21 protein-coding genes are annotated in these 22,465 nt (G+C 60.1%); 11 read left to right on the plus strand and 10 right to left on the minus strand.

Annotated features, from left to right (window positions below; genetic code table 11):
• Positions 1-146 precede the first annotated feature (146 nt).
• The 5 genes from HU754_RS29015 to HU754_RS29035 all read right to left on the minus strand — a co-directional run bounded on the left by HU754_RS29015 (position 147) and on the right by HU754_RS29035 (position 5,488).
• A complete protein-coding gene (locus tag HU754_RS29015; protein ID WP_186620112.1) occupies positions 147-1,115 on the minus strand; it encodes a CDP-6-deoxy-delta-3,4-glucoseen reductase in 969 nt (322 codons plus the stop codon).
• Complete coding sequence (gene ubiD / locus HU754_RS29020; RefSeq protein WP_003229330.1) at positions 1,115-2,581, minus strand: 4-hydroxy-3-polyprenylbenzoate decarboxylase; 1,467 nt, start codon at positions 2,579-2,581, stop codon at positions 1,115-1,117. The genes HU754_RS29015 and ubiD overlap by 1 nt, the downstream gene beginning before the upstream one ends.
• A gap of 238 nt (positions 2,582-2,819) precedes the next feature.
• Positions 2,820-4,079 carry a transcription termination factor Rho gene (rho, locus tag HU754_RS29025; protein WP_003229334.1) on the minus strand — a complete coding sequence of 420 codons (1,260 nt, stop codon included), beginning with the start codon at positions 4,077-4,079 and terminating at the stop codon, positions 2,820-2,822.
• 251 nt (positions 4,080-4,330) lie between these two features.
• The gene (gene trxA, locus HU754_RS29030; RefSeq protein WP_003206727.1) at positions 4,331-4,660 is read right to left on the minus strand and encodes a thioredoxin TrxA; all 330 of its coding nucleotides are present in this window, start codon (positions 4,658-4,660) and stop codon (positions 4,331-4,333) included.
• Between the two features lie 120 nt (positions 4,661-4,780).
• Positions 4,781-5,488 carry a FadR/GntR family transcriptional regulator gene (locus tag HU754_RS29035; protein WP_093429746.1) on the minus strand — a complete coding sequence of 236 codons (708 nt, stop codon included), beginning with the start codon at positions 5,486-5,488 and terminating at the stop codon, positions 4,781-4,783.
• 256 nt (positions 5,489-5,744) lie between these two features.
• Between HU754_RS29035 and HU754_RS29040 the strand changes: the two genes are divergently transcribed.
• From HU754_RS29040 to ppx, 5 genes are all read left to right on the plus strand, one after another.
• Positions 5,745-6,530, plus strand: a complete 786-nt coding sequence (locus HU754_RS29040; protein WP_093429745.1) for a transporter substrate-binding domain-containing protein — start codon at positions 5,745-5,747, stop codon at positions 6,528-6,530.
• 21 nt (positions 6,531-6,551) lie between these two features.
• Entirely contained in the window at positions 6,552-7,226 is a 675-nt protein-coding gene (locus HU754_RS29045; protein ID WP_093429744.1) for an amino acid ABC transporter permease, read from the plus strand.
• Positions 7,223-7,873: an amino acid ABC transporter permease gene (locus HU754_RS29050; protein ID WP_116254270.1), complete on the plus strand. Its 651-nt coding sequence runs from the start codon at positions 7,223-7,225 to the stop codon at positions 7,871-7,873. Before HU754_RS29045 ends, HU754_RS29050 begins: the two co-directional genes overlap by 4 nt.
• Positions 7,860-8,597 (plus strand): amino acid ABC transporter ATP-binding protein, encoded by a 738-nt coding sequence (locus HU754_RS29055; RefSeq protein WP_095049375.1) that lies wholly within the window; start codon positions 7,860-7,862, stop codon positions 8,595-8,597. Before HU754_RS29050 ends, HU754_RS29055 begins: the two co-directional genes overlap by 14 nt.
• A gap of 234 nt (positions 8,598-8,831) precedes the next feature.
• Positions 8,832-10,334, plus strand: a complete 1,503-nt coding sequence (gene ppx / locus HU754_RS29060) for an exopolyphosphatase (protein ID WP_093429742.1) — start codon at positions 8,832-8,834, stop codon at positions 10,332-10,334.
• 260 nt (positions 10,335-10,594) lie between these two features.
• On the opposite strand, the gene ppk1 is transcribed toward ppx, so the two are convergent.
• On the minus strand, positions 10,595-12,820 hold the full coding sequence (gene ppk1 / locus HU754_RS29065) for a polyphosphate kinase 1 (protein ID WP_007911143.1): 2,226 nt from the start codon (positions 12,818-12,820) through the stop codon (positions 10,595-10,597).
• An 18-nt stretch (positions 12,821-12,838) separates the two neighbouring features.
• Positions 12,839-13,852: a porphobilinogen synthase gene (gene hemB / locus HU754_RS29070; protein WP_186620114.1), complete on the minus strand. Its 1,014-nt coding sequence runs from the start codon at positions 13,850-13,852 to the stop codon at positions 12,839-12,841.
• A 207-nt stretch (positions 13,853-14,059) separates the two neighbouring features.
• Here hemB and HU754_RS29075 point away from each other — a divergent pair, with 207 nt between their 5' ends.
• A complete protein-coding gene (locus HU754_RS29075; protein WP_175555602.1) occupies positions 14,060-14,710 on the plus strand; it encodes a DedA family protein in 651 nt (216 codons plus the stop codon).
• An 81-nt stretch (positions 14,711-14,791) separates the two neighbouring features.
• Here HU754_RS29075 and HU754_RS29080 read toward each other — a convergent pair whose 3' ends face one another.
• Positions 14,792-14,971, minus strand: coding sequence for a hypothetical protein (locus tag HU754_RS29080; RefSeq protein ID WP_186620116.1), 180 nt, complete (start codon positions 14,969-14,971; stop codon positions 14,792-14,794).
• Positions 14,972-14,999: 28 nt separating this feature from the next.
• Between HU754_RS29080 and elbB the strand changes: the two genes are divergently transcribed.
• Entirely contained in the window at positions 15,000-15,668 is a 669-nt protein-coding gene (gene elbB, locus HU754_RS29085) for an isoprenoid biosynthesis glyoxalase ElbB (RefSeq protein ID WP_038359087.1), read from the plus strand.
• 118 nt (positions 15,669-15,786) lie between these two features.
• On the opposite strand, the gene HU754_RS29090 is transcribed toward elbB, so the two are convergent.
• Entirely contained in the window at positions 15,787-16,242 is a 456-nt protein-coding gene (locus tag HU754_RS29090; protein WP_007911138.1) for a YaiI/YqxD family protein, read from the minus strand.
• A 120-nt stretch (positions 16,243-16,362) separates the two neighbouring features.
• Positions 16,363-18,258, minus strand: coding sequence for an FTR1 family protein (locus tag HU754_RS29095; protein ID WP_186620117.1), 1,896 nt, complete (start codon positions 18,256-18,258; stop codon positions 16,363-16,365).
• A 189-nt stretch (positions 18,259-18,447) separates the two neighbouring features.
• Between HU754_RS29095 and HU754_RS29100 the strand changes: the two genes are divergently transcribed.
• From HU754_RS29100 to lpoB, 4 genes are all read left to right on the plus strand, one after another.
• Entirely contained in the window at positions 18,448-19,812 is a 1,365-nt protein-coding gene (locus HU754_RS29100) for a COG3014 family protein (protein WP_186620118.1), read from the plus strand.
• Between the two features lie 243 nt (positions 19,813-20,055).
• A complete protein-coding gene (locus tag HU754_RS29105; protein WP_093429735.1) occupies positions 20,056-21,450 on the plus strand; it encodes a COG3014 family protein in 1,395 nt (464 codons plus the stop codon).
• Between the two features lie 15 nt (positions 21,451-21,465).
• Positions 21,466-21,840, plus strand: a complete 375-nt coding sequence (locus tag HU754_RS29110) for a YcfL family putative periplasmic lipoprotein (RefSeq protein ID WP_007911131.1) — start codon at positions 21,466-21,468, stop codon at positions 21,838-21,840.
• A 36-nt stretch (positions 21,841-21,876) separates the two neighbouring features.
• Entirely contained in the window at positions 21,877-22,464 is a 588-nt protein-coding gene (gene lpoB, locus HU754_RS29115; protein ID WP_016772610.1) for a penicillin-binding protein activator LpoB, read from the plus strand.
• The last annotated feature ends 1 nt before the right edge of the window (position 22,465 follow it).

Genomic DNA, 22,465 nt, shown 5'->3' on the forward strand with positions numbered 1-22,465 from the left:
ACCGCTGTAACAATAAGGCACATATGTTTTAAGGCAATTTGAGTGCCATGGCACAGTTCTTAATTGATTGCCTGATTGCTATATAACCTAGCGGTATTTATGCAATTACATAAATACCGATCGGCTATATATAGCGTTATAAGGAATCAGGAACGGGGAGCGTAGGCGAACACGTCCGCACGCATTTGATGGGCATCCATGCCGGCTTCTACCAGTGCATCCAGAGTGCCGTAGACCATCGCCGGTGAGCCACTGGCGTAGACGTGCAAGGACTTCAGATCCGGGAAGTCTTCACACACTGCCTCATGCAGCATGCCGCAGCGCCCTTCCCAACCGCATTGATCGCTGACGACTTTATGCAGGAACAGATTGGGTAATTTCAGCCACTCGTCCCAATGTTCGATCTCATAGAAATCTTCCGGACGGCGCACGCCCCAGTACAGATGCACCGGGTGTTTGAAGCCGTTGGCGCGGCAGTGTTCGATCAGGGCGTGAATCTGGCCCATGCCGGTGCCGGCGGCAACCAACACCAGCGGCCCGTCGGGCAGCTCGGCCAGATGCGTATCGCCGAACGGCAACTCGACCCGCACCATCGCGTTGCGTCGCAGCTGTTCGATCAGGCTCAGTGCACTGGCTTCGCGCGCCAGCACATGGATTTCCAGATCACGCCCGCCGTGCGGTGCCGAGGCCATAGAGAACGCCGACTTCTCGCCGTTCTCGCGCTCGATCATCAAATATTGCCCGGCGTGATAACGCGGTGGCTTGCCCGCCGGAGCGCGTAGCCGCACACGCCAGGTGTCGCCACCCACGTCGCGGCACTCGATGACCTGACACGACAGGCTGCGCATCGGCAGTTCTCCCAGCGCGAGCACGCCATCCCACAGCAGGATGCAGTCTTCCAGCGGCTCGGCTATGCAAGTGTAGAACTCGCCGTGGTCGTGCACTTTGCCATCCTGCGCGACGCGGCCTTCAACCAGCAACGCCGCACACACATGACAATTACCGTTGCGGCAGCTTTGCGGGCATTCGTAGCCCAGACGCCGCGCGCCGTCGAGAATCCGCTCACCGGGCTGTATCTCAAGCACTGCTCCGGAGGGCTGCAGGGTTACACGCATCAATCTATTCCTAACTGATTCCAGATGGCATCGATCCGTTGGGTGACGGCGTCGTCCTTGACGATCACACGACCCCACTCGCGAGTGGTTTCGCCCGGCCACTTGTGGGTGGCATCGAGGCCCATTTTCGACCCCAGGCCGGAGACCGGCGAGGCGAAGTCGAGGTAGTCGATCGGCGTGTTATCGATCATCACCGTGTCGCGCTTGGGGTCCATGCGCGTAGTGATGGCCCAGATCACGTCGTTCCAGTCACGGGCGTTGATATCGTCGTCAGTGACGATAACGAACTTGGTGTACATGAACTGTCGCAAAAACGACCAGACACCGAGCATCACGCGCTTGGCGTGCCCCGGATACGACTTCTTCATCGTCACCACAGCCATGCGGTACGAACAGCCTTCCGGCGGCAGGTAGAAGTCGGTGATCTCCGGGAACTGCTTCTGCAGGATCGGCACGAACACTTCGTTCAACGCAACTCCGAGGATCGCCGGCTCATCCGGCGGACGGCCGGTGTAGGTGCTGTGATAGATCGGTTTGATCCGGTGGGTGATGCGCTCGACGGTGAACACCGGGAAGCTGTCGACTTCGTTGTAGTAACCGGTGTGGTCGCCGTAAGGACCTTCGTCAGCCATCTCGCCCGGATGGATCACGCCTTCGAGGATGATTTCGGCGGTGGCCGGCACTTGCAGGTCGTTGCCACGGCACTTGACCAGTTCGGTGCGGTTACCGCGCAAGAGGCCTGCGAAAGCGTATTCGGACAGGCTGTCCGGCACTGGCGTCACCGCGCCGAGAATGGTCGCCGGATCCGCACCCAGGGCGACGGACACCGGGAACGGCTGGCCCGGATGCTTCTCGCACCACTCGCGGAAGTCGAGAGCGCCGCCACGGTGGCTGAGCCAGCGCATGATCACCTTGTTGCGACCGATCACTTGCTGACGGTAGATACCGAGGTTCTGCCGGTCCTTGTTCGGGCCTTTGGTGACGGTCAGGCCCCAGGTGATCAGCGGGCCGACGTCGCCGGGCCAGCAGGTCTGCACCGGCAGCATCGCGAGGTCGACGTCGTCGCCTTCGATGACCACTTCCTGGCACACCGCGTCTTTGACGACTTTCGGCGCCATCGAGATGATCTTGCGGAAGATCGGCAGTTTCGACCATGCGTCTTTCAAGCCCTTCGGTGGCTCCGGCTCCTTGAGGAACGCTAGCAGCTTGCCGATTTCGCGCAGCTCGCTGACCGACTCGGCGCCCATGCCCATCGCCACCCGTTCAGGCGTGCCGAACAGGTTGCCGAGCACCGGGATGTCGTAGCCAGTGGGCTTTTCGAACAACAGCGCCGGGCCCTTGGCCCGCAGTGTGCGATCGCACACCTCGGTCATTTCCAGCACCGGCGAGACGGGAATCTGGATGCGTTTCAACTCTCCGCGCTGCTCAAGCTGCTGCACGAAATCCCGAAGATCCTTGAATTTCATTGACGATGGCACCCTCAAAATAGGCGTACATCCTACCTGCTCTGACGGGCAAACAGCAGCCCGTCAGTGCCCTTAATCCGTCGATATCACGGTAACCGCCACCCAAGTACACATGGTTTGTTGCCCTTACGGGAAACTGTCGATCAAACAAGGCGACTGACGCATCAGCAAAGTCACGCCCGCCGAAAGCAAAAAAAAACGCCCCCTTTCGGGAGCGTTCTTTTTTACAGCGTGTGTATTACTTACGCTTCATCGACAAGAAGAACTCGTCGTTGGTCTTGGTCGTTTTCAGCTTGTCGACCAGGAACTCGATGGCAGCCACTTCGTCCATCGGGTGCAGCAGCTTGCGCAGGATCCACATACGCTGCAGTTCGTCGTCGGCAGTCAGCAACTCTTCGCGGCGGGTGCCGGAGCGGTTGATGTTGATGGCCGGGAACACACGCTTCTCGGCGATCTTGCGATCCAGAGGCAGTTCCATGTTGCCGGTACCCTTGAACTCTTCGTAGATCACTTCGTCCATCTTCGAGCCGGTTTCAACCAGCGCGGTGGCGATAATGGTCAGCGAGCCGCCTTCTTCGATGTTACGCGCGGCACCGAAGAAACGCTTTGGCTTCTCGAGGGCGTGGGCATCGACACCACCGGTCAATACCTTGCCGGAGCTCGGGATCACGGTGTTGTAGGCACGGGCCAGACGGGTGATGGAGTCGAGCAGGATCACCACGTCTTTCTTGTGTTCAACAAGTCGCTTGGCCTTCTCGATCACCATTTCAGCAACCTGCACGTGACGGGTCGGCGGCTCGTCGAAGGTCGAGGCAACCACTTCGCCGCGCACGGTGCGCTGCATTTCGGTTACTTCTTCCGGACGCTCGTCGATCAGCAATACGATCAGGTGAACTTCAGGGTTGTTACGGGCGATGTTCGCGGCGATGTTCTGCAGCATGATCGTTTTACCGGCTTTCGGCGGTGCAACGATCAGACCACGCTGGCCTTTGCCGATCGGGGCGCACAGGTCGATGACACGACCGGTCAAGTCTTCGGTGGAGCCGTTACCGGCTTCCATCTTCATGCGCACGGTCGGGAACAGCGGAGTCAGGTTCTCGAAGAGAATCTTGTTTTTCGCGTTCTCGGGACGATCGAAGTTGATCGTGTCGACCTTGAGCAGGGCGAAATACCGCTCGCCTTCCTTCGGAGGGCGAATCTTGCCAACGATGGTGTCACCGGTGCGCAAGTTGAAACGGCGGATCTGGCTTGGCGAGACGTAGATATCGTCCGGGCCGGCCAGGTAGGAAGCGTCAGCGGAGCGCAGGAAGCCGAAGCCGTCCTGGAGAATCTCCAGCACGCCATCACCGGAGATTTCCTCGCCGCTTTTCGCGTGCTTTTTCAGCAGGGAGAAAATCACGTCCTGCTTGCGCGAACGGGCCATATTTTCTATGCCCATCTGTTCGGCCAATTCGAGCAGTTCGGTAATCGGCTTTTGCTTGAGTTCAGTCAGATTCATATAGGAATGACGTAATCATTTATGGAGGGGGGGGAAATTAAGCTTTTGGCTTAATGAGGCCGCGCCGCAGAGAAGGCGACAGGATCGCGTACTTATTCGAAAAGGAGTGCGTCGGCGACGGCTAGCAGGGGGCAATGGAGAAACCAGTGCGGGGCCGAATGTACCACCTGAGTTTCGGAGCGTCTAGCCCTGAATACGCAAAAAGCCCCGCTAATTTGCGGGGCTTTTTTTCAGGCACTTTACAGCGACGCTTAGATGTTGGCGTCGAGGAAAGCCGCCAGTTGCGACTTCGACAGGGCGCCGACTTTGGTCGCTTCAACGTTGCCGTTCTTGAACAGCATCAGCGTCGGGATACCACGCACGCCGTGCTTGGCCGGGGTTTCCTGGTTTTCGTCGATGTTCAGTTTGGCCACGGTCAGCTTGCCTTTGTAAGTCTCGGCAATCTCGTCCAGAACCGGAGCGATCATTTTGCAAGGACCGCACCATTCAGCCCAGTAATCGACCAGGACAGCGCCTTCGGCCTTGAGTACGTCGGCTTCGAAGCTAGCGTCGCTAACGTGTTTGATAAGATCGCTGCTCATGGAATTCTCCAGGTTGTAAGCAAAAAAACGTGGCCCATCATAGCCGCCCTTCCCCTGTTCAGGAAGCCGCAGTTGATTGAGTCTTGCTATGGCACTCGATGAGTTTGGGTATAGCTCAAGTCACGTCGTGGCGGGGGCAATGAAAGCAATTCCGGTACGCAGGGCGGCGTTGCGCACGTGTTCCTGCATGGCTTTTTGCGCCGCACCCGATGCCCGGCGCGCGAGGGCGCGGAGGATCTTGCGGTGTTCCTGCCAGGTTTCCATGGCGCGTTCGGCACGGATGAACGGTAGTTTCTGGCTCTCCAGGAACATCTCGGCGCTGGCGGTAAGGATGCTCAGCATCGCCTGATTGCCGCTGGCCAAGAGGATTCGGCGGTGGAATTCGAAGTCCAGTTTTGCTGCTGCCTCAAAGTCACCGACCTTCAATTGGTCACGCATGGCCGCAACGTTGTCTTCGAGCGCATCCAGATCGAACGTGCTTAACGTGACCGCCGCCAGCCCTGCGGCGAAGCCTTCCAGCGCATAGCGCAATTGAAAGATGTCCAGCGGTGACGCTTGCGCCGCAAATGGCCAGCCCGGTGCCTGCGCACCACGCGGCAACTCTACGGGCGACTGCACGAACACGCCTTTGCCCGGCTGAATACTGACCACGCCCAGCGCACTCAGCGACGACAGCGCCTCACGCAATGACGCCCGGCTGACGCCCAGTTGCAGCGCCAGGTCCCGTTGCGACGGCAACGCATCGCCCGCACCGAAACCCTGCTCAGTGATCAGTTTGCGGATCGCTTGCAGCGCCACTTCGGGTACCGCACGGGAAATCGAGTTCATGGTTTTTCAGACGCGCCAGGCCAATGTGCGGCTAGTTGTAAAGCTATTCGCCGAGTCCGGCAAGTCGTGCCCCAGCAGGGTTCGGGGAACCACACCGATGCGCCATGGCAGTGCGAAAAACAACCTGACTGTTCAGACCAGTAAGACCGAGCAAAGTCGCTGAAACTGCGGTCTGCGGGGGCGAAAACCACGTATTGGCACGGCCCATGCTCTGTCCGATCGCAGAAATCACTTCTCGCCGATCCGGAGATTGTCCATGACCAAGCGTTACAGCGCCCTCCTCGCCGCTCTGTTTTCCTCTCTGTTGCTCAGCCAGGCTCCCGCGCACGCCGACGGTCTCGACGACGTGGTCAAACGCGGCACGCTGAAAGTCGCCGTGCCCCAGGACTTCCCGCCATTCGGCTCGGTCGGCCCGGACATGAAACCGCGCGGCCTCGATATCGACACGGCAAAACTGCTGGCTGATCAACTCAAGGTCAAACTCGAGCTGACCCCGGTCAACAGCACCAACCGCATCCCGTTCCTGACCACCGGCAAAGTCGATCTGGTGATTTCCAGCCTCGGCAAAAACCCTGAGCGCGAGAAAGTCATCGACTTCTCCCGCGCTTACGCACCGTTCTACCTCGCCGTGTTCGGCCCGCCAGACGCTGCGATCGCCAACCTCGACGACCTCAAGGGCAAAACCATCAGCGTCACTCGTGGCGCCATCGAAGACATCGAGTTGAGCAAAGTCGCCCCAGAAGGCGTGACCATCAAGCGCTTCGAGGACAACAACTCGACCATCGCCGCCTACCTCGCCGGCCAGGTCGACCTGATCGCCAGCGGCAACGTGGTGATGGTCGCGATCAGCGAAAAGAACCCGAAACGCGTGCCGGCGCTGAAAGTGAAACTGAAGGATTCGCCGGTCTACGTCGGTGTGAACAAGAACGAAGCGGCGCTGCTGGCCAAGGTCAACGACATCCTGACCACCGCCAAGGCTGACGGCGCACTGGAAAAAAACTCGCAGACCTGGCTGAAAGAGCCGCTGCCGGCCGATCTCTGATCGACTGCGCGGGAGACCTTCATGGCTTATCAGTTCGATTTCATGCCGGTGGTGGAAAACACCGACCTGTTGCTGCGCGGGGCGCTGTTCACCCTTGAGCTGACGGCCATCGGTGCGTTGCTCGGGGTCGGTGTCGGAGTTGTCGGTGCTTTGGTGCGGGCGTGGAACATCCGCCCGTTCTCGGCAATCTTCGGCGTCTACGTCGAATTGATCCGCAACACGCCGTTCCTGGTGCAGTTGTTCTTTATCTTCTTCGGCCTACCGTCGCTGGGTGTGCAGATTTCCGAGTGGCAAGCGGCGGTGCTGGCGATGGTGATCAACCTTGGCGCCTATTCGACCGAGATCATCCGCGCCGGCATTCAGGCGATCCCACGCGGGCAGCTGGAAGCCGCAGCGGCATTGGCAATGACGCGCTTCGAGGCGTTCCGCCACGTGGTGCTGCTGCCGGCACTGGGCAAGGTCTGGCCGGCGCTGAGCAGCCAGATCATCATCGTCATGCTCGGTTCGGCGGTGTGTTCGCAGATCGCCACCGAAGAGCTGAGCTTTGCCGCCAACTTCATTCAGTCGCGCAACTTCCGCGCCTTTGAAACCTATGCGCTGACCACGCTGATCTACCTGTGCATGGCGCTGCTGATTCGCCAGTTGCTGAACTGGATTGGCCGACGCTATATCAGTCGAAGCGGGAGCCGCGTATGAGCGATTTCACCTTTTGGGACATCCTGCGCAACCTGCTCACCGGCCTGCAATGGACACTGGCGCTGTCGCTGGTGGCGTTCATTGGTGGCGGGGTCGTCGGGCTGCTGATCCTGGTCATGCGCATCTCGAAAAACTCTGTGCCGAGCAGCATCGCCCGCACCTGGATCGAGCTGTTTCAGGGCACGCCGCTGTTGATGCAGCTGTTTCTGGTGTTTTTCGGCGTGGCGCTGGCCGGGATCGAAATCTCGCCGTGGATGGCCGCAGCGATTGCCCTGACCTTGTTTACCAGCGCTTATCTGGCGGAGATCTGGCGCGGCTGCGTCGAGTCGATCCCCCATGGCCAGTGGGAAGCCTCGGCGAGTCTGGCGCTGAATCCGCTGGAACAGCTGCGCTACGTGATCCTGCCGCAAGCACTGCGCATCGCTGTGGCGCCGACCGTGGGTTTCTCGGTGCAAGTGGTCAAAGGCACCGCGGTGACCTCGATCATCGGCTTCACCGAGCTGACCAAGACCGGCGGCATGCTCGCCAATGCCACGTTTGAACCGTTCATGGTCTACGGCCTCGTCGCCCTCGGCTACTTCCTGCTCTGCTACCCCTTGTCCCTCAGTGCGCGCTACCTGGAAAGGAGACTGCATGCCTCTGCTTAGAATTTCCGCCCTGCATAAATACTACGGCGATCACCATGTGCTTAAAGGCATTGACCTCAGTGTCGAGGAAGGCCAGGTGGTGGCGATCATCGGCCGCAGCGGCTCGGGCAAATCCACCCTGCTGCGCACCCTCAATGGGCTGGAGTCGATCAATGACGGCGTGATCGAAGTCGACGGCGAATACCTCGACGCCGCCCGCGCCGATCTGCGCAGCCTGCGGCAGAAAGTCGGCATGGTCTTTCAGCAGTTCAATCTGTTCCCGCACCTGACCGTGGGCGAAAACGTCATGCTCGCACCGCAAGTGGTGCAGAAAGTGCCGAAAGCCAAAGCGGCGGAGCTGGCCCGGGAAATGCTGGAACGCGTGGGCCTCGGGGAAAAATTCGATGCCTTCCCGGATCGGTTGTCTGGGGGCCAGCAACAGCGGGTAGCGATTGCCCGGGCGCTGGCGATGTCGCCGAAAGTGTTGTTGTGCGATGAAATCACCTCGGCGCTCGACCCGGAACTGGTCAACGAAGTGCTCAGCGTGGTGCGGCAACTGGCCAAGGAAGGCATGACGCTGATCATGGTCACCCACGAAATGCGCTTCGCCCGCGAGGTCGGGGATAAACTGGTGTTCATGCACCATGGCAAGGTGCATGAGGTAGGGGATCCGAAGGTGTTGTTTGCCCATCCGCAGACGGCGGAACTGGCGAACTTTATTGGCACAGTTGAAGCAACAGCCTGAAATTGCCGTAATGACGGGGCGGACGCCTTCGCGAGCAGGCTCGCTCCCACAGGGATCTCTGTTGGACCACTATGGTGAGTTCGCTGCAAAACCTGTGGGAGCAAGCTTGCTCGCGAATGGCCGCGCCGCGATCTCCAGACTTTCTGCGCTGAATCAACGGTTTGAACCGTGCGCGTTGGCGCCAGCGTTTGATCGTGGCACGATGACGGGGTTATCGACCGAGACCCCCTGACCATGCCGCAATCCCAAGCCAAGAATCTGTCCCTGATCGCCGCAATCGACCTGGGCTCGAACAGCTTTCACATGGTCGTGGCCAAGGCCCAGAACGGTGAGATCCGCATTCTCGAACGCCTCGGGGAGAAGGTTCAGCTCGCCGCCGGCATCGACGATGAGCGCCATCTCAACGAAGAATCGATGCAACGAGGCCTCGATTGCCTCAAGCGTTTCGCCCAACTGATCAACGGCATGCCGCTGGGCGCCGTGCGCATCGTCGGCACCAACGCCTTGCGTGAAGCGCGCAACCGCCTCGAATTCATCCACCGCGCCGAAGAAATCCTCGGCCACCCGGTGGAAGTCATTTCCGGCCGTGAAGAGGCGCGTCTGATTTATCTGGGCGTGTCGCACACCCTCGCCGACACCCCGGGCAAACGTCTGGTCGCCGATATCGGCGGCGGCAGTACCGAATTCATCATTGGCCAGCGCTTTGAGCCATTGTTGCGCGAAAGCCTGCAAATGGGCTGTGTCAGCTTCACTCAGCGCTACTTCAAGGACGGCAAGATCACCCCGGCCCGCTACGCCCAGGCGTATACCGCGGCGCGGCTGGAGATCATGAGCATCGAACACGCCCTGCATCGCCTGACCTGGGATGAAGCCATCGGCTCCTCGGGCACCATCCGTGCCATCGGCCTGGCGCTGAAGGCCGGCGGTCACGGCACGGGCGAAGTGAATGCCGAAGGCCTGGCGTGGCTCAAGCGCCGACTGTTCAAGCTCGGTGACGTCGACAAGATCGATTTCGAAGGCATCAAGCCTGATCGCCGGACAATCTTCCCGGCGGGTCTGGCGATTCTCGAAGCGATTTTCGACGCCCTCGAACTGCAACGCATGGACCACTGCGACGGCGCTCTGCGTGAAGGCGTGCTCTACGACCTGCTCGGCCGTCATCATCATGAAGACGTGCGCGAGCGCACCCTGACCTCGTTGATGGAGCGCTATCACGTTGATCTGGAGCAAGCCGCACGGGTTGAGCGCAAAGCCTTGCACGCGTTTGACCAGGTTGCGGTGGACTGGGAGCTGGATGACGGCATCTGGCGCGAACTCCTCGGCTGGGCAGCGAAAGTGCACGAAGTCGGTCTCGACATCGCGCACTATCACTACCACAAACACGGTGCTTACCTGATCGAACACTCGGACCTCGCCGGGTTCTCCCGCGAAGACCAGCAGATGCTCGCGCTATTGGTGCGCGGCCATCGCCGCAACATTCCCAAGGACAAATTTGCTGATTTCGGCGACGACGGCGACAAGCTGATTCGCCTGTGCGTGCTGCTGCGTTTTGCGATCCTGTTCCACCACATTCGTGGCACCCAGGCGATGCCGCAGGTGGTGTTGCATGCGAAGGGCAACACCCTCGATGTGGAGTTTCCGGAGAATTGGCTGGATGAGAACCAGCTGACTCAGGCGGATTTCGGGTTAGAGGCGGATTGGCTGACGCGGGTGGGGATTGTGCTTACTGTTCACTGATACCCAGCAAATTTGTGAATGATAGGTATAAAAAGGCGATCCGCAGGGATCGCCTTTTTTATTGGGTTCGGCTTGAGATGGGAGGTGGGCCTGCCCCTCACCCCAGCCCTCTCCCGAGGGAGAGGGAGCCGATTTGGGGGCTTTTCAAATCCTGAGTTCGACTCGGTACTGCAAGTCGGCGTAGCCCTGACATCCACCTCGGTCAGTCCCCTCTCCCTCGGGGAGAGGGCTAGGGTGAGGGGCTTTTGATCTTCAAGGCCTCAACTGCTCACCGGCAATATCGGGCTACCCAACCGCTCCAGCAACGTCGCCTGCGCACTCCTCGGGTTCTGGTTACCCGTCGGCGTGTTGCGAATATAACGACCATCCGACTGCAAGCTCCAGCTATGGGTATTGTCAGTCAAATACAGCTCCAGCTCTTTCTTCACCCGGGTCAGCAGCTTCTTGCCTTCTACCGGGAAGCAAGTCTCGACGCGCTTGTCGAGGTTGCGCTCCATCCAGTCGGCGCTGGAGAGGAACATCTGCTCGTCGCCGCCATTGAGGAAGTAGAACACGCGGGTGTGTTCCAGGAATCGGCCGATGATCGAGCGCACATGGATGTTGTGCGAAACCCCGGCAATCCCCGGACGCAGGCAGCACATGCCGCGCACCACCAGATCGATGCGCACGCCGGACTGGCTGGCCTTGTACAGCGCGCGGATGATCTTCGGATCGGTCAGCGAGTTGAACTTGGCGATGATGTGCGCCGGTTTGCCGTCGAGCGCAAATTGCGTCTCGCGGGTGATCATGTCGAGCATGCCCTTCTTCAGGGTGAACGGCGCATGCAGCAGCTTCTTCATGCGCAGGGTTTTACCCATGCCGATCAACTGGCTGAACAGTTTGCCGACGTCTTCGCACAAGGCATCGTCGGAGGTCAGCAGGCTGTAGTCGGTGTAAAGCTTGGCGTTACCGGCGTGGTAGTTACCGGTGCCGAGGTGCGCGTAACGCACGATTTCGCCGGCCTCGCGACGCAGGATCAGCATCATCTTGGCGTGGGTCTTGAAGCCGACCACGCCGTAGATCACCACCGCACCGGCCGCTTGCAGACGGCTGGCCAGTTGCAGGTTGGACTCTTCGTCGAACCGTGCACGCAGCTCGATGACTGCCGTCACTTCCTTGCCGTTACGCGCGGCATCCACCAGCGCATCGACGATCTCGGAGTTGGCGCCGGAGCGGTACAGCGTCTGGCGCACAGCGAGTACGTGCGGGTCTTTCGCCGCCTGACGCAGGAGGTCGACCACCGGGGTGAACGACTCGAACGGGTGCAGCAGCAGGATGTCCTGCTTGCTGACCACGCTGAAAATGTTTTCGCTGTTCTGCAGCAGTTTCGGGATCTGCGGGGTGAACGGCGTGTATTGCAGCTCCGGATGACTGTCCAGACCGGTGATGCTGAACAGCCGCGTCAGGTTGACCGGGCCGTTGACCTGATACAGCTCGCTCTCGCTCAGGTTGAACTGCTTGAGCAGGTAGTCCGAGAGGTGTTTCGGGCAGGTATCAGCGACTTCCAGACGCACCGCGTCACCGTAACGACGCGAAAACAGCTCGCCACGCAGGGCGCGGGCCAAGTCTTCGACGTCTTCGGAATCGAGCGCCAGGTCGGCATTTCGGGTCAGGCGGAACTGATAGCAGCCTTTTACCTTCATGCCCTGGAACAGGTCATCGGCATGGGCGTGGATCATCGACGACAGGAACACATAGTTGTCGCCGGGACCGCCGACCTCTTCCGGCACCTTGATGATCCGTGGCAGCAGACGCGGTGCCGGGATGATCGCCAGACCGGAATCGCGACCGAAGGCGTCGATGCCTTCCAGTTCGACGATGAAGTTCAGGCTCTTGTTCACCAGCAACGGGAACGGGTGCGTCGGGTCGAGGCCGATCGGGGTGATGATCGGTGCGATCTCGTCGCGAAAATAACGGCGCACCCAGGTTTTGATCTTGACCGTCCAGTGGCGGCGACGGATGAAGCGCACCTGATGCTTTTCCAGCTCCGGCAACAGAATGTCGTTGAGGATCGCGTACTGACGGTCAACGTGACCGTGGACCAGCTCGCTGATCCGCGCCAGCGCCTGATGCGGCTGCAGACCGTCGGCACCGGCCTGTTCACGGGCGAAGGTGATCTGCTTTTTCAGGCCGGCGACGCGGATTTCGAAGAATTCATCGAGGTTGCTGGAGAAGATCAGCAGGAACTTCAGCCGCTCCAGCAGCGGATAGGACTCGTCCAGCGCCTGTTCCAGCACGCGGATATTGAATTGCAGTTGCGAAAGCTCACGGTGGATGTACAGGCTGCTGTCATCCAGGCCCGGTATCGCAATCACTGGCGCCGCCGCGACAGGTTCGGCGACTGGCGCGGGTGGCGCAGGCTCCAGTTCCGGCGGGGTCTCGGTGATTTGCTCGACCACCGGTTGAGCTTCTTTTACTGCAACTTCCGTGAGTCCTTCGGTATTCATTGAATGTTCCTGGGAGGGCTATTTCTGCTCTCGTAACAATTGAGCGGCGCGGACAGCAAAGTAAGTCAGGATGCCATCAGCGCCGGCACGTTTAAAGGCGGTCAGTGATTCGAGAATCACCGCCTCGCTCAACCAGCCATTCTGGATCGCCGCCATGTGCATGGCGTATTCGCCGCTAACCTGATAGACGAAGGTCGGCACTTTGAAGGCATCTTTTACCCGGAAAAGAATGTCCAGATACGGCATGCCGGGTTTGACCATGACCATGTCCGCGCCTTCAGACAAGTCGGCGCCGACTTCGTGCAGCGCTTCGTCGCTGTTGGCCGGGTCCATCTGATACGAGGCCTTGTTGGCCTTGCCTAGGTTCGACGCCGAACCGACCGCATCGCGGAACGGGCCGTAATAGGCGCTGGCGTACTTGGCCGAATAAGCCATGATCCGCACGTTGACGTGGCCGGCGATTTCCAGCGCTTCGCGGATCGCCTGAATGCGACCGTCCATCATGTCCGACGGCGCCACCACCTGCGCGCCGGCTTCAGCATGGGACAACGCCTGACGAACCAGCGCGTCGACGGTAATGTCGTTCTGTACGTAGCCTTCTTCGTCGAGAATGCCGTCCTGGCCGTGGGTGGTGAACGGATCGAGCGCGACGTCGGTGATCACCCCCAGCTCCGGGAAACGCTCACGCAGGGCGCGGGTGGCGCGCTGGGCGATGCCTTGAGGATTCCAGGCTTCGGCGGCGTCGAGGGATTTAAGCTCAGGAGGGGTGACCGGGAACAGCGCCAGCGCCGGAATCCCCAGCTCGACCCACTTGGCCGCTTCTTCGAGCAGCAAATCGATCGTCAGCCGCTCTACCCCTGGCATCGAGGCCACAGCTTCGCGGCGGTTTTCACCGTCGAGCACGAACACCGGCAGGATCAGGTCATCGACTGTCAGCACATTTTCCCGCACCAGCCGACGCGAAAAATCATCACGACGATTGCGCCGCAGGCGCGTGGCAGGGAACAGACGATTGGCGGGGGTAAAGCTCACGGCAGACTCCTGAGCCCGCGCAAACGGGCGAGCGTGACAGTTATAGACGGCCATTATGACGAACAGATGACAGTTGTGTGAGACCTGTGACAGGTAGCCGCATTCCATTCTCAGTGTAGGAATTGTTCACGTCGAGACACATTTGGACACTTTCATGAATGTGTCCGAAGGGTTAGGCTGCGCGTTCATTTCGCCAGCACCCAGACAATGCTCCAACAATTTCTGCATGACTTTGGCTACTTTGCCTTGTTCCTCGGCACGTTCTTCGAAGGCGAAACCATTCTGGTGCTCGCGGGCTTCCTCGCGTTCCGTGGATACATGGACATCAACCTGGTGGTGGTTGTGGCGTTCTGCGGCAGCTATGCCGGCGATCAGCTGTGGTACTTCCTCGGCCGCAAGCACGGGCGCAAATTGCTGGCGCGCAAACCGCGCTGGCAGATGATGGGTGACCGCGCGCTGGAGCACATCCGCAAGCATCCCGACATCTGGGTGCTGAGCTTCCGCTTCGTCTATGGCTTGCGCACGGTGATGCCGGTGGCGATCGGTTTGTCGGGTTATCCGCCGGGACGTTATCTGCTGCTCAACGGCATCGGTGCGGCGATCTGGGCGACGGCGCTGGCTGCGGCCGCTTATCACTTCGGTGCGGTACTGGAAGGCATGCTCGGCAGCATCAAGAAGTACGAGTTGTGGGTACTCGGTGCGCTGCTGATTCTTGGCGTTGGCCTGTGGCTGCGCCGCCGCTTCAAGAATGCGCGGCTGGCCAAACAGGTTTACGCCGACGAGCAAGCCGCGAAAGCTGCACTGCTGAGTCAAGACGAAGCGTCCAAGGCTGCCGAACCGAAGACGCCAGCCGAGTAACTCGCTGGCGACTTGCTACAGCCCGCCAGCACTGAGCGGGCTGGCCGACCCTTTCAGTCAGACAGATCACTTTTATCCTCGCTACTCTGGGGCATTCAAGTTCGCCAGCGGCGTTGTCACGCCAAAAATCTCCCGCTCGTTACGCCGCAGGCAACCGCAAATAATGAACACCCCGCCGTCGTTGCGATCCATGTAGAAAGCGCTCCATGCAGGCGCAGCCACCACTTGGGCTATGGCAACGCGCGACAATTTAGTGGACATTTAGCGCCATGAATCTGGAGAGAAACCCATGAGCAAAAAAGTTGCAGTGATCCTGTCCGGCAGTGGCGTGTACGACGGCGCCGAAATCCATGAAAGCGTCATCACCCTGCTGCGTCTCGACCAACGCGGTGCGCAGGTGCAGTGCTTCGCTCCGAACATCGCGCAATTGCACGTGATCAATCACCTGACCGGCGAAGAAATGCCCGAGTCGCGTAACGTGCTGGTGGAGTCGGCGCGCATTGCTCGCGGCAACATCAAAGACATCCGCGAAGCCGACGTCGACGACTTCGATGCGCTGATCGTGCCCGGCGGTTTTGGTGCGGCGAAGAACCTGTCCAATTTCGCCGTCGAAGGCGCTGGCTGCAGCGTGCAGCCTGAAGTACTGGCGCTGGCCGAGGCATTTGCCGAAGCGGGCAAACCGGTGGGCCTGATGTGCATCTCGCCGGCACTGGCGGCGAAGATCTACGGCCCGGGCGTAACCTGCACCATCGGCAACGACGCCGACACTGCCACGGCGATGAACAAGATGGGCGCCACCCACGAAGACTGTGCGGTGACGGAAATCATCGAAGACAAGGCGCGCAAACTGGTGACGACCCCGGCTTACATGCTGGCGCAGAACATCAGTGAAGCGGCGTCGGGGATTAACAAACTGGTCGATCGCGTGCTCGAGCTGACCCACGAAAACGACGCCTGACACGGTCTACTGTAGGAGTGAGCCTGCTCGCGATGGCGGTGTATCAGGCAAGATATCTGTTGAATGACCGACCGCTATCGCGAGCAGGCTCACTCCTACAAGGGGATTTGTGCAGGGCTTAAGGCTTGCGGGTCAGGCGTGTGAGGATCCGATCCAGCGCATTGGCGAACGCCTGCTTCTCGCGATCGCCAAACGGCGCCGGTCCGCCGCTCATCTGGCCTTGTTCGCGCAGATCAGTGAACAGGTTACGCACGGCCAACCGCTCGCCCATGTTCTGTGCATCGAACTCCTTGCCACGCGGATCGAGCGCCGCGACGCCCTTCTTCACCAAACGATCAGCCAACGGGATATCGCTGCAAATCACCAGCTCACCGGGCACTGCGTGTTCGACCAGATAATCGTCTGCCGCATCCGGACCACTCGGCACCACGATCAGTTTGACGATGGCCAGCCCCGGCTTGATCTGCGGCTGCCCGGCCACCAGCACTACTTCGAACTGGCGCTTGAGGGCGAACTTCACCACCAGATCCTTCGCCGCCCTCGGGCAGGCGTCGGCATCGATCCATACACGCATTTTTCTAACCTCCAAAAACAACTCGCGAGCAAGTCGAATCGTCGCACCGTCACTCCCACAGGTTACGCGTTAAACCTGTGGGAGCGAGCCTGCTCGCGAAAGTGAGCGCAGCGAATGCTGTTAAGCGACTACCCGCCGCTTCTCCGCCACCCAACTACGCCCATACAACAGCACAATCGCCAGAATCGCCACCGCCTGCGCCGTCAGCGAATAGGCATCGGCATGAATCCCCAGCCAATCGAATTCAAAGAACGCCACCGGCCGCGTGCCGAAGATCCCGGCTTCCTGCAACGCCTTCACGCCATGCCCGGCAAACACCACCGACAATGCGCACAGCAGCGCCGCGTTGATGCCGAAGAACAACGTCAGTGGCAGTTTCGCCGAACCGCGCAGAATCACCCACGCCAGCCCCACCAGCAGCACCAGTGCGGTCGCACCGCCGGCGAGTACCGCGTCATGCCCGGCCGGGCCGGCCTGCAACCACAGGGTTTCGTAGAACAGGATCACTTCGAACAGCTCGCGGTACACCGAGAAGAACGCGAGGATCGCGAAGCCGAAACGCCCGCCACCGCCGACCAGGCTGCTCTTGATGTAATCCTGCCAGGCCGCTGCGTGGCGACGGTCATGCATCCACACGCCGAGCCAAAGCACCATCACACTGGCGAACAGCGCCGTCGCGCCTTCGAGCAGTTCACGCTGCGAACCGCTGACGTCGATCACATACGCCGCCAGCGCCCAGGTGCCGAGGCCGGCCAGCAACGCCAGGCCCCAACCGACGTTGACGCTGCGCACCGCCGATTGCTGGCCGGTGTTGCGCAGGAACGCAAGAATCGCTGCCAGCACCAGAATCGCTTCCAGACCTTCACGCAGCAGAATCAGCAAACCGGAGATGTAGCTCAGCGACCAGCTCAAGCCATCACTGCCGAGCAACCCGGCGGACTCTTTAAGCTTGGCTTTGGCGGCGTCCAGGCGCTGCTCGGCCTGCTCGACCGACAAACCGTCCTGCAACGATTGCCGATACGCCATCAGGGATTTTTCGGTGTCCTTGCGCACATTGGCGTCGACGTTATCCAGCGAGCTTTCGACCAGCTCGAAGCCTTCCAGATAGGCCGCGACCGACAGGTCGTAAGCCTGATCGTGTTCACCGGCGCGGTACGCCGCCAAGCTCTTGTCCAGCGTTGCGGCGGTGTAGTCGAGCAACTGCGCCGGGCCACGCTTGACCTGCGGCGGCTGCGCGCGTTGCGCACGGAACGTCGCCGCCGCTTGCAGGCCTTCGGCAGCCTGCACTTCGGCCGGGGTCTGACGCGCCAGATCGGCGATGTTGTAGGTTTTCTCGGCTTTGGCCGCCGCCGGATCAGCGCTGAAGCCGGCGATGTAGGTCGCCAGATCCCAACGCTGACGATCATCGAGCTGATCGGCAAACGCCGGCATGTCGGTGCCTTCGACGCCTTGGCCGAGGGTGTTGTAGATCGCGTACAGACTCAGGTGATCAAGCCGCGCCGCATCACGCAGATTGGCCGGTGCCGGGGTCATGCCGAGACCCGCCGGGCCGTCACCGGCGCCGCTGTCGCCGTGGCACACCGAGCAATTCTGCGCATAGAGCGGCGCACCCCGGGAGGGGTCAGGGGTGATGATCGGCGCTTGGCTGACCTCATACGCCACCGCCAGTTGCGCGCCCAGTTGCCGTGCCTGCCGGGCCACTTCGGCGCCATCCTGCCTAGCAGTGATTGCCGCGTGCAAAGCGCTGACACCCTGCTCCAGCGCAACCTTTTCAGGCTTGGCCGGCATGCCGGCGATCAAGCCTTGCAGCGCCCGCGTGAACTCCAGTTGCTCGCGGTATTCGGAATCATCGACAACCTTGCCCGCCGCTACCGTCGGCGGGTAGTCGGCGCTGATGTAATCGAGCAGGTGCAGCGCTTGCGGCGCGCCTTCCACGGTATCGGCCAGCAGATTAAAGCTGCTCAGGGCAAACAACGGGAACACCAGCCAGGCCAGAAAACGGGACGAGGCAGTCATGAATGAGTCTCAAATGGAAATGCGAAGTTACATATTGTTCACTTCGAACGCGTTTCCCTCAAGCTTTGTCGACGTAACGCCACACAAGACGCGAGCCATCGACCTGCAAAAACGCCACATCACTTAGCCACTATTGCACCCTATACTGCGCGACCTGTCGCATTTCCCGCTCAAGGATGAACCCTTTTCATGCGCCACCGCTTGCACTTGCCCCTGTTGATCGCCGCCGTTGTGCAACTGAGCGGCTGCGGTGCATATCGCAACTACGATCTGGAACTGCAACAGACCACCGACCCGTTCAAGGCCGGCAACATCAACAGCGCCCTGGCCGTGATCGAAGCGAACAATCCGGCTGCGGAAAAAGACCTGCTCTACTATTTCGAAAAGGGCGCCGTACTGAGTGCGGGCGGCGAGTTTGCGCAGAGCCAGACAACCTGGCGCAGCGCCGAGCAGATGATCATCGAGCGCCAGGACACGATCCAAACCACCGGCGACAAGTTGCTCGCCGCCATGGGCGATCACTGGGGCAGCATCATCAATGACAAGCTGCGCCGCTACGATGGCTACGACTACGAAAAAGTCATGCTGACCACGCAAATGGCCCTCAACCAACTAGCCATGAATGATTTTGACGGCGCCCGTGCCGACATCAAGAAAACCCACGAGCGCGAAGCGCTTATAGCCCGACAGCGGGAGCTGGAATACGAGCGTGTCGAAGCAGCGGCCAAGGCCCAGGGCGCGCGCGTGCATTACAAGGACCTGCAGGGTTACCCCGTGGTGATGCTCGAATCGCCTGCGGTGATTGCGCTGAAAAACGGCTACCAAAGTGCATTCAGTCACTATCTTGCCGGCTTCACCTACGAAGCGCTGGGCGAGAAAGATCTGGCAGCGCCCGGCTATCGTCAGGCAATTGAACTGCGTCCGGACATGGCGTTTTTCCAACAGGCACTGCGCGACCTCGACAGTCCTGGCCTGAAGGCAGACGAAAGCGATGTGCTGATCATCGTACAGAGCGGCCTGGCGCCGGCCCGCAGCTCCGTGCGCGTGCCCTACCCGGTGAAGCTCGCGGACGGTCAGGTCATCGTCGCCAATATCTCGTTCCCCGTAATGGTGCCCGACACCTCGACGCCTTCATTCAACCAACTGAGCATCGATGGTCGTCAAAAAAAGCTGATTGCGGTCAACAGCATTGCCGACATGTCCTTGCGCACCCTGCGTGACGACATGCCGGGCATTATCCAGCGCACAACCTATCGGGCATTTCTGGCAGCCGATGTTCAGGCCAGGGACAATCGACGCGACCCGAGCAAAGCCTCCTACGTCACCCACTGGGATGCTTTCGAGCATGCCGACACGCGCACTTGGCGCACCTTGCCCAACCTCACCCAAGTCGTGCGCCTGCGCCTGAAAAAAGGTGAGCACCTGATCAGCCTGCCCAACGCTCCCGGTGCTGCGCCCATGAAAATCCGCATCGACCAGAGCCGCCAGGTCATCGGCTTGCGTGCTTTGGGTGAGCGAGTGTTTGCCAATGGCAGCGCATTCCAGCCCGGCTGAGCGCCGACCGGCAGCGTGGTATCCGACCTGAAATAAGTAATGGCACCAAACTAACAAGTGCAATTAAAAAGATATTACATAGCCACCACCGCCCGCCTATAATGCCGCGCCCTCGCTATCGCGAAACGGCATTAAAGCTCCTCAGGTTATGAGGAATTGGCAGGAGGCCAGCGCCACTGTCGATGGGTCACACCAGCCCGACCAGCATTCGCGGCTGTATTACTCCAGGGAAGAAGTACCCCCATGGCATTCCGCGCTCCCACTCTGATTGCGCTCAGCGCCGTCACTCTGCTGTCCGGCTGTTCGGCGTTTCGCAACTACGACTCCGAACTGGCCCAGACCAATCAGCAACTGGCCACCGGCAATGTTGACGCCGCGCTGACTCTGCTGGAAAAGAACAACACCGGCCCGGACAAAGACCTGCTCTATTACTTCGAGAAAGGTGAATTGCTGCGCGCCAAGGGCGACCTGTCCGGCAGCCAGAACGCCTGGACCAGCGCTGATCAGGTGGTGGGCAAGTGGGAAGACTCGGTCAAGCTCGACACCGACAAATATCTGGCCCAGTTCGGCAGCTTCCTGGTCAACGACAAGGTGCGTCGCTACGAAGGCTACGACTACGAAAAAGTCATGCTGACCACGCAGATGGCCCTGAACCTGCTGGCGGTCAACGACTTCGACGGCGCGCGCACCGCGATCAAAAAGACTCACGAACGTGAAGCGGTGATCGCCGAGCTGCGCGACAAGGAATACCTCAAGAGCGAAGAAGAGGCCGAGAAAGAAGGCATCAAGACCCAGTACAAAGACCTGCAGGGTTATCCGGTCGCCAGCCTCGACGCACCGGAAGTGGTCGGTCTGAAGAACAGCTACCAGAGTGCTTTCAGCCATTACCTGTCCGGTTTCGTCTACGAAGCCCTGGGCGAAAAAGGCCTCGCGGCGCCGGGTTACCGCAAGGCTGCCGAACTGCGTCCGAACACGCCGTTGCTGGAGCAGGCACTGGTCAACCTCGACAAGCCGAGCAAGTCTGACGACAGCGATATTCTGATCGTCGTTCAAAGCGGTCTGGCGCCAGCTCGCGACTCGATCCGCGTGCCGCTGCCATTGCCGATCTCCAACAACGTGGTGATCACACCGCTGTCGTTCCCGATCATCAAGCCGGACACCTCCACCGCGCCGTTCGCGCAGATCGGTGTCGATGGCCAGCAGGTCGATCTAACCGCTCTCAACAGCACCACCGCCATGTCCCGCCGCGCTCTGCGTGACGATATGCCGGGGATCATCCTGCGCACCACCGTGCGGGCGATCACCAAAGGCGTGGCGCAGAAGAAGATCAACGAAACCAATCCACTGGCCGGTCTGGCCGTCGGCATCTCTTCAGCTGTGCTTGAAGGTGCCGATACCCGTACGTGGCGCACCCTGCCGGACAACACTCAAGTGGTGCGTCTGCGCTTGAAGAAAGGCGAGCATCAGGTCAGTCTGCCGAGCGCCGTCGGCGGTTCGGTGGTCAAGGTCACCGTCGATCAGCGTTATCAAGTGATCACTCTGCGCGCCGTGGGCAACCAGGTGTTCGCCGGTGGCCTCGCCGCCCACGTCATCCCGAGCGCCAGCGCGACCAACGTCGCCAGCCTCAAACAACCTTAAGAACGGAGTCTTTGCATGCGCTTCAAACTCATCGCCGTCGCCGCCCTCGCCTTGCTGGCGAGCGGCTGCGCTACCCCGCCACCGCCAGAGCCGGGCAGCGCCGCGAGCAAAGTCGTGGCCATGGGCCCGCAGAAACACATCGTCGTCGGCGCCATGCGCGTCGCTCGCGAAAACGGCTTCATGACGGTCAACGTGCAGTTGAGCAACACCCTCAACAGCAACAAGATTTTCTACTACCGCTTCGCCTGGCTCGGCGCGGAAGGTTTCCCGATTGCCGAAGAAGAAGTGTGGAAAAGCCAAATGATGTACGGCGCCCAGACCAGCTTCATTCAAGGCATCGCCCCGACCCCGAAAGCCGTGGACTTCCGTCTGGAAATCAAGACGCCGTAAGCCTGTCACCCTATTTCTGTTTTAGAGAGCATTCCCATGTTTGCACGCTTTTCCTGCATCGCTGTTATCGCCCTGCTGGCCTCCGGTTGCGCCAACACTTCGCCGACCCTGGGCAGCAAGAACATCAGCTACGGCGACACCAAAGCGGTTGAAACCGTGACCAACGAATTCGGTTCGACCGACCTGCAAATGATCGCCGAGTCGATGACCCGCTCGCTGGCCCAGTCCGGCATTCTGCAGGGCCGTCCGGTGGTTCAGGTCTACGACGTGAAGAACAAGACCAGCGAATACATCGACACCCGCGAAATCACCACCAGCATCAAGACTCAGCTGATGAAAACCGGCGTGGCCCGCTTCGCCAGCGACAACAACGCCATGCAGAGCCAGGTTGACCAGCTCAAGCTGCAAAACCAGAGCGGCCTGTACAAGAAGAGCACCGTGGCCAAGACTGGCAACATGGTTGCCGCCAAGTACCGCATCGAAGGCTCGATCAGCTCGATCGTCAAGCGCAGCAGCGATTACAAGGACGTCTTCTACAAATTCAGCCTGCAACTGATCGACGTTGAAAGCGGTCTGGCCGAGTGGATGGACGAAAAAGAGATCCGCAAAACCACGGAGCGTTAAT

The sequence above is a fragment of the Pseudomonas zeae genome (assembly GCF_014268485.2).
Taxonomy (GTDB): domain Bacteria; phylum Pseudomonadota; class Gammaproteobacteria; order Pseudomonadales; family Pseudomonadaceae; genus Aquipseudomonas; species Aquipseudomonas neuropathica.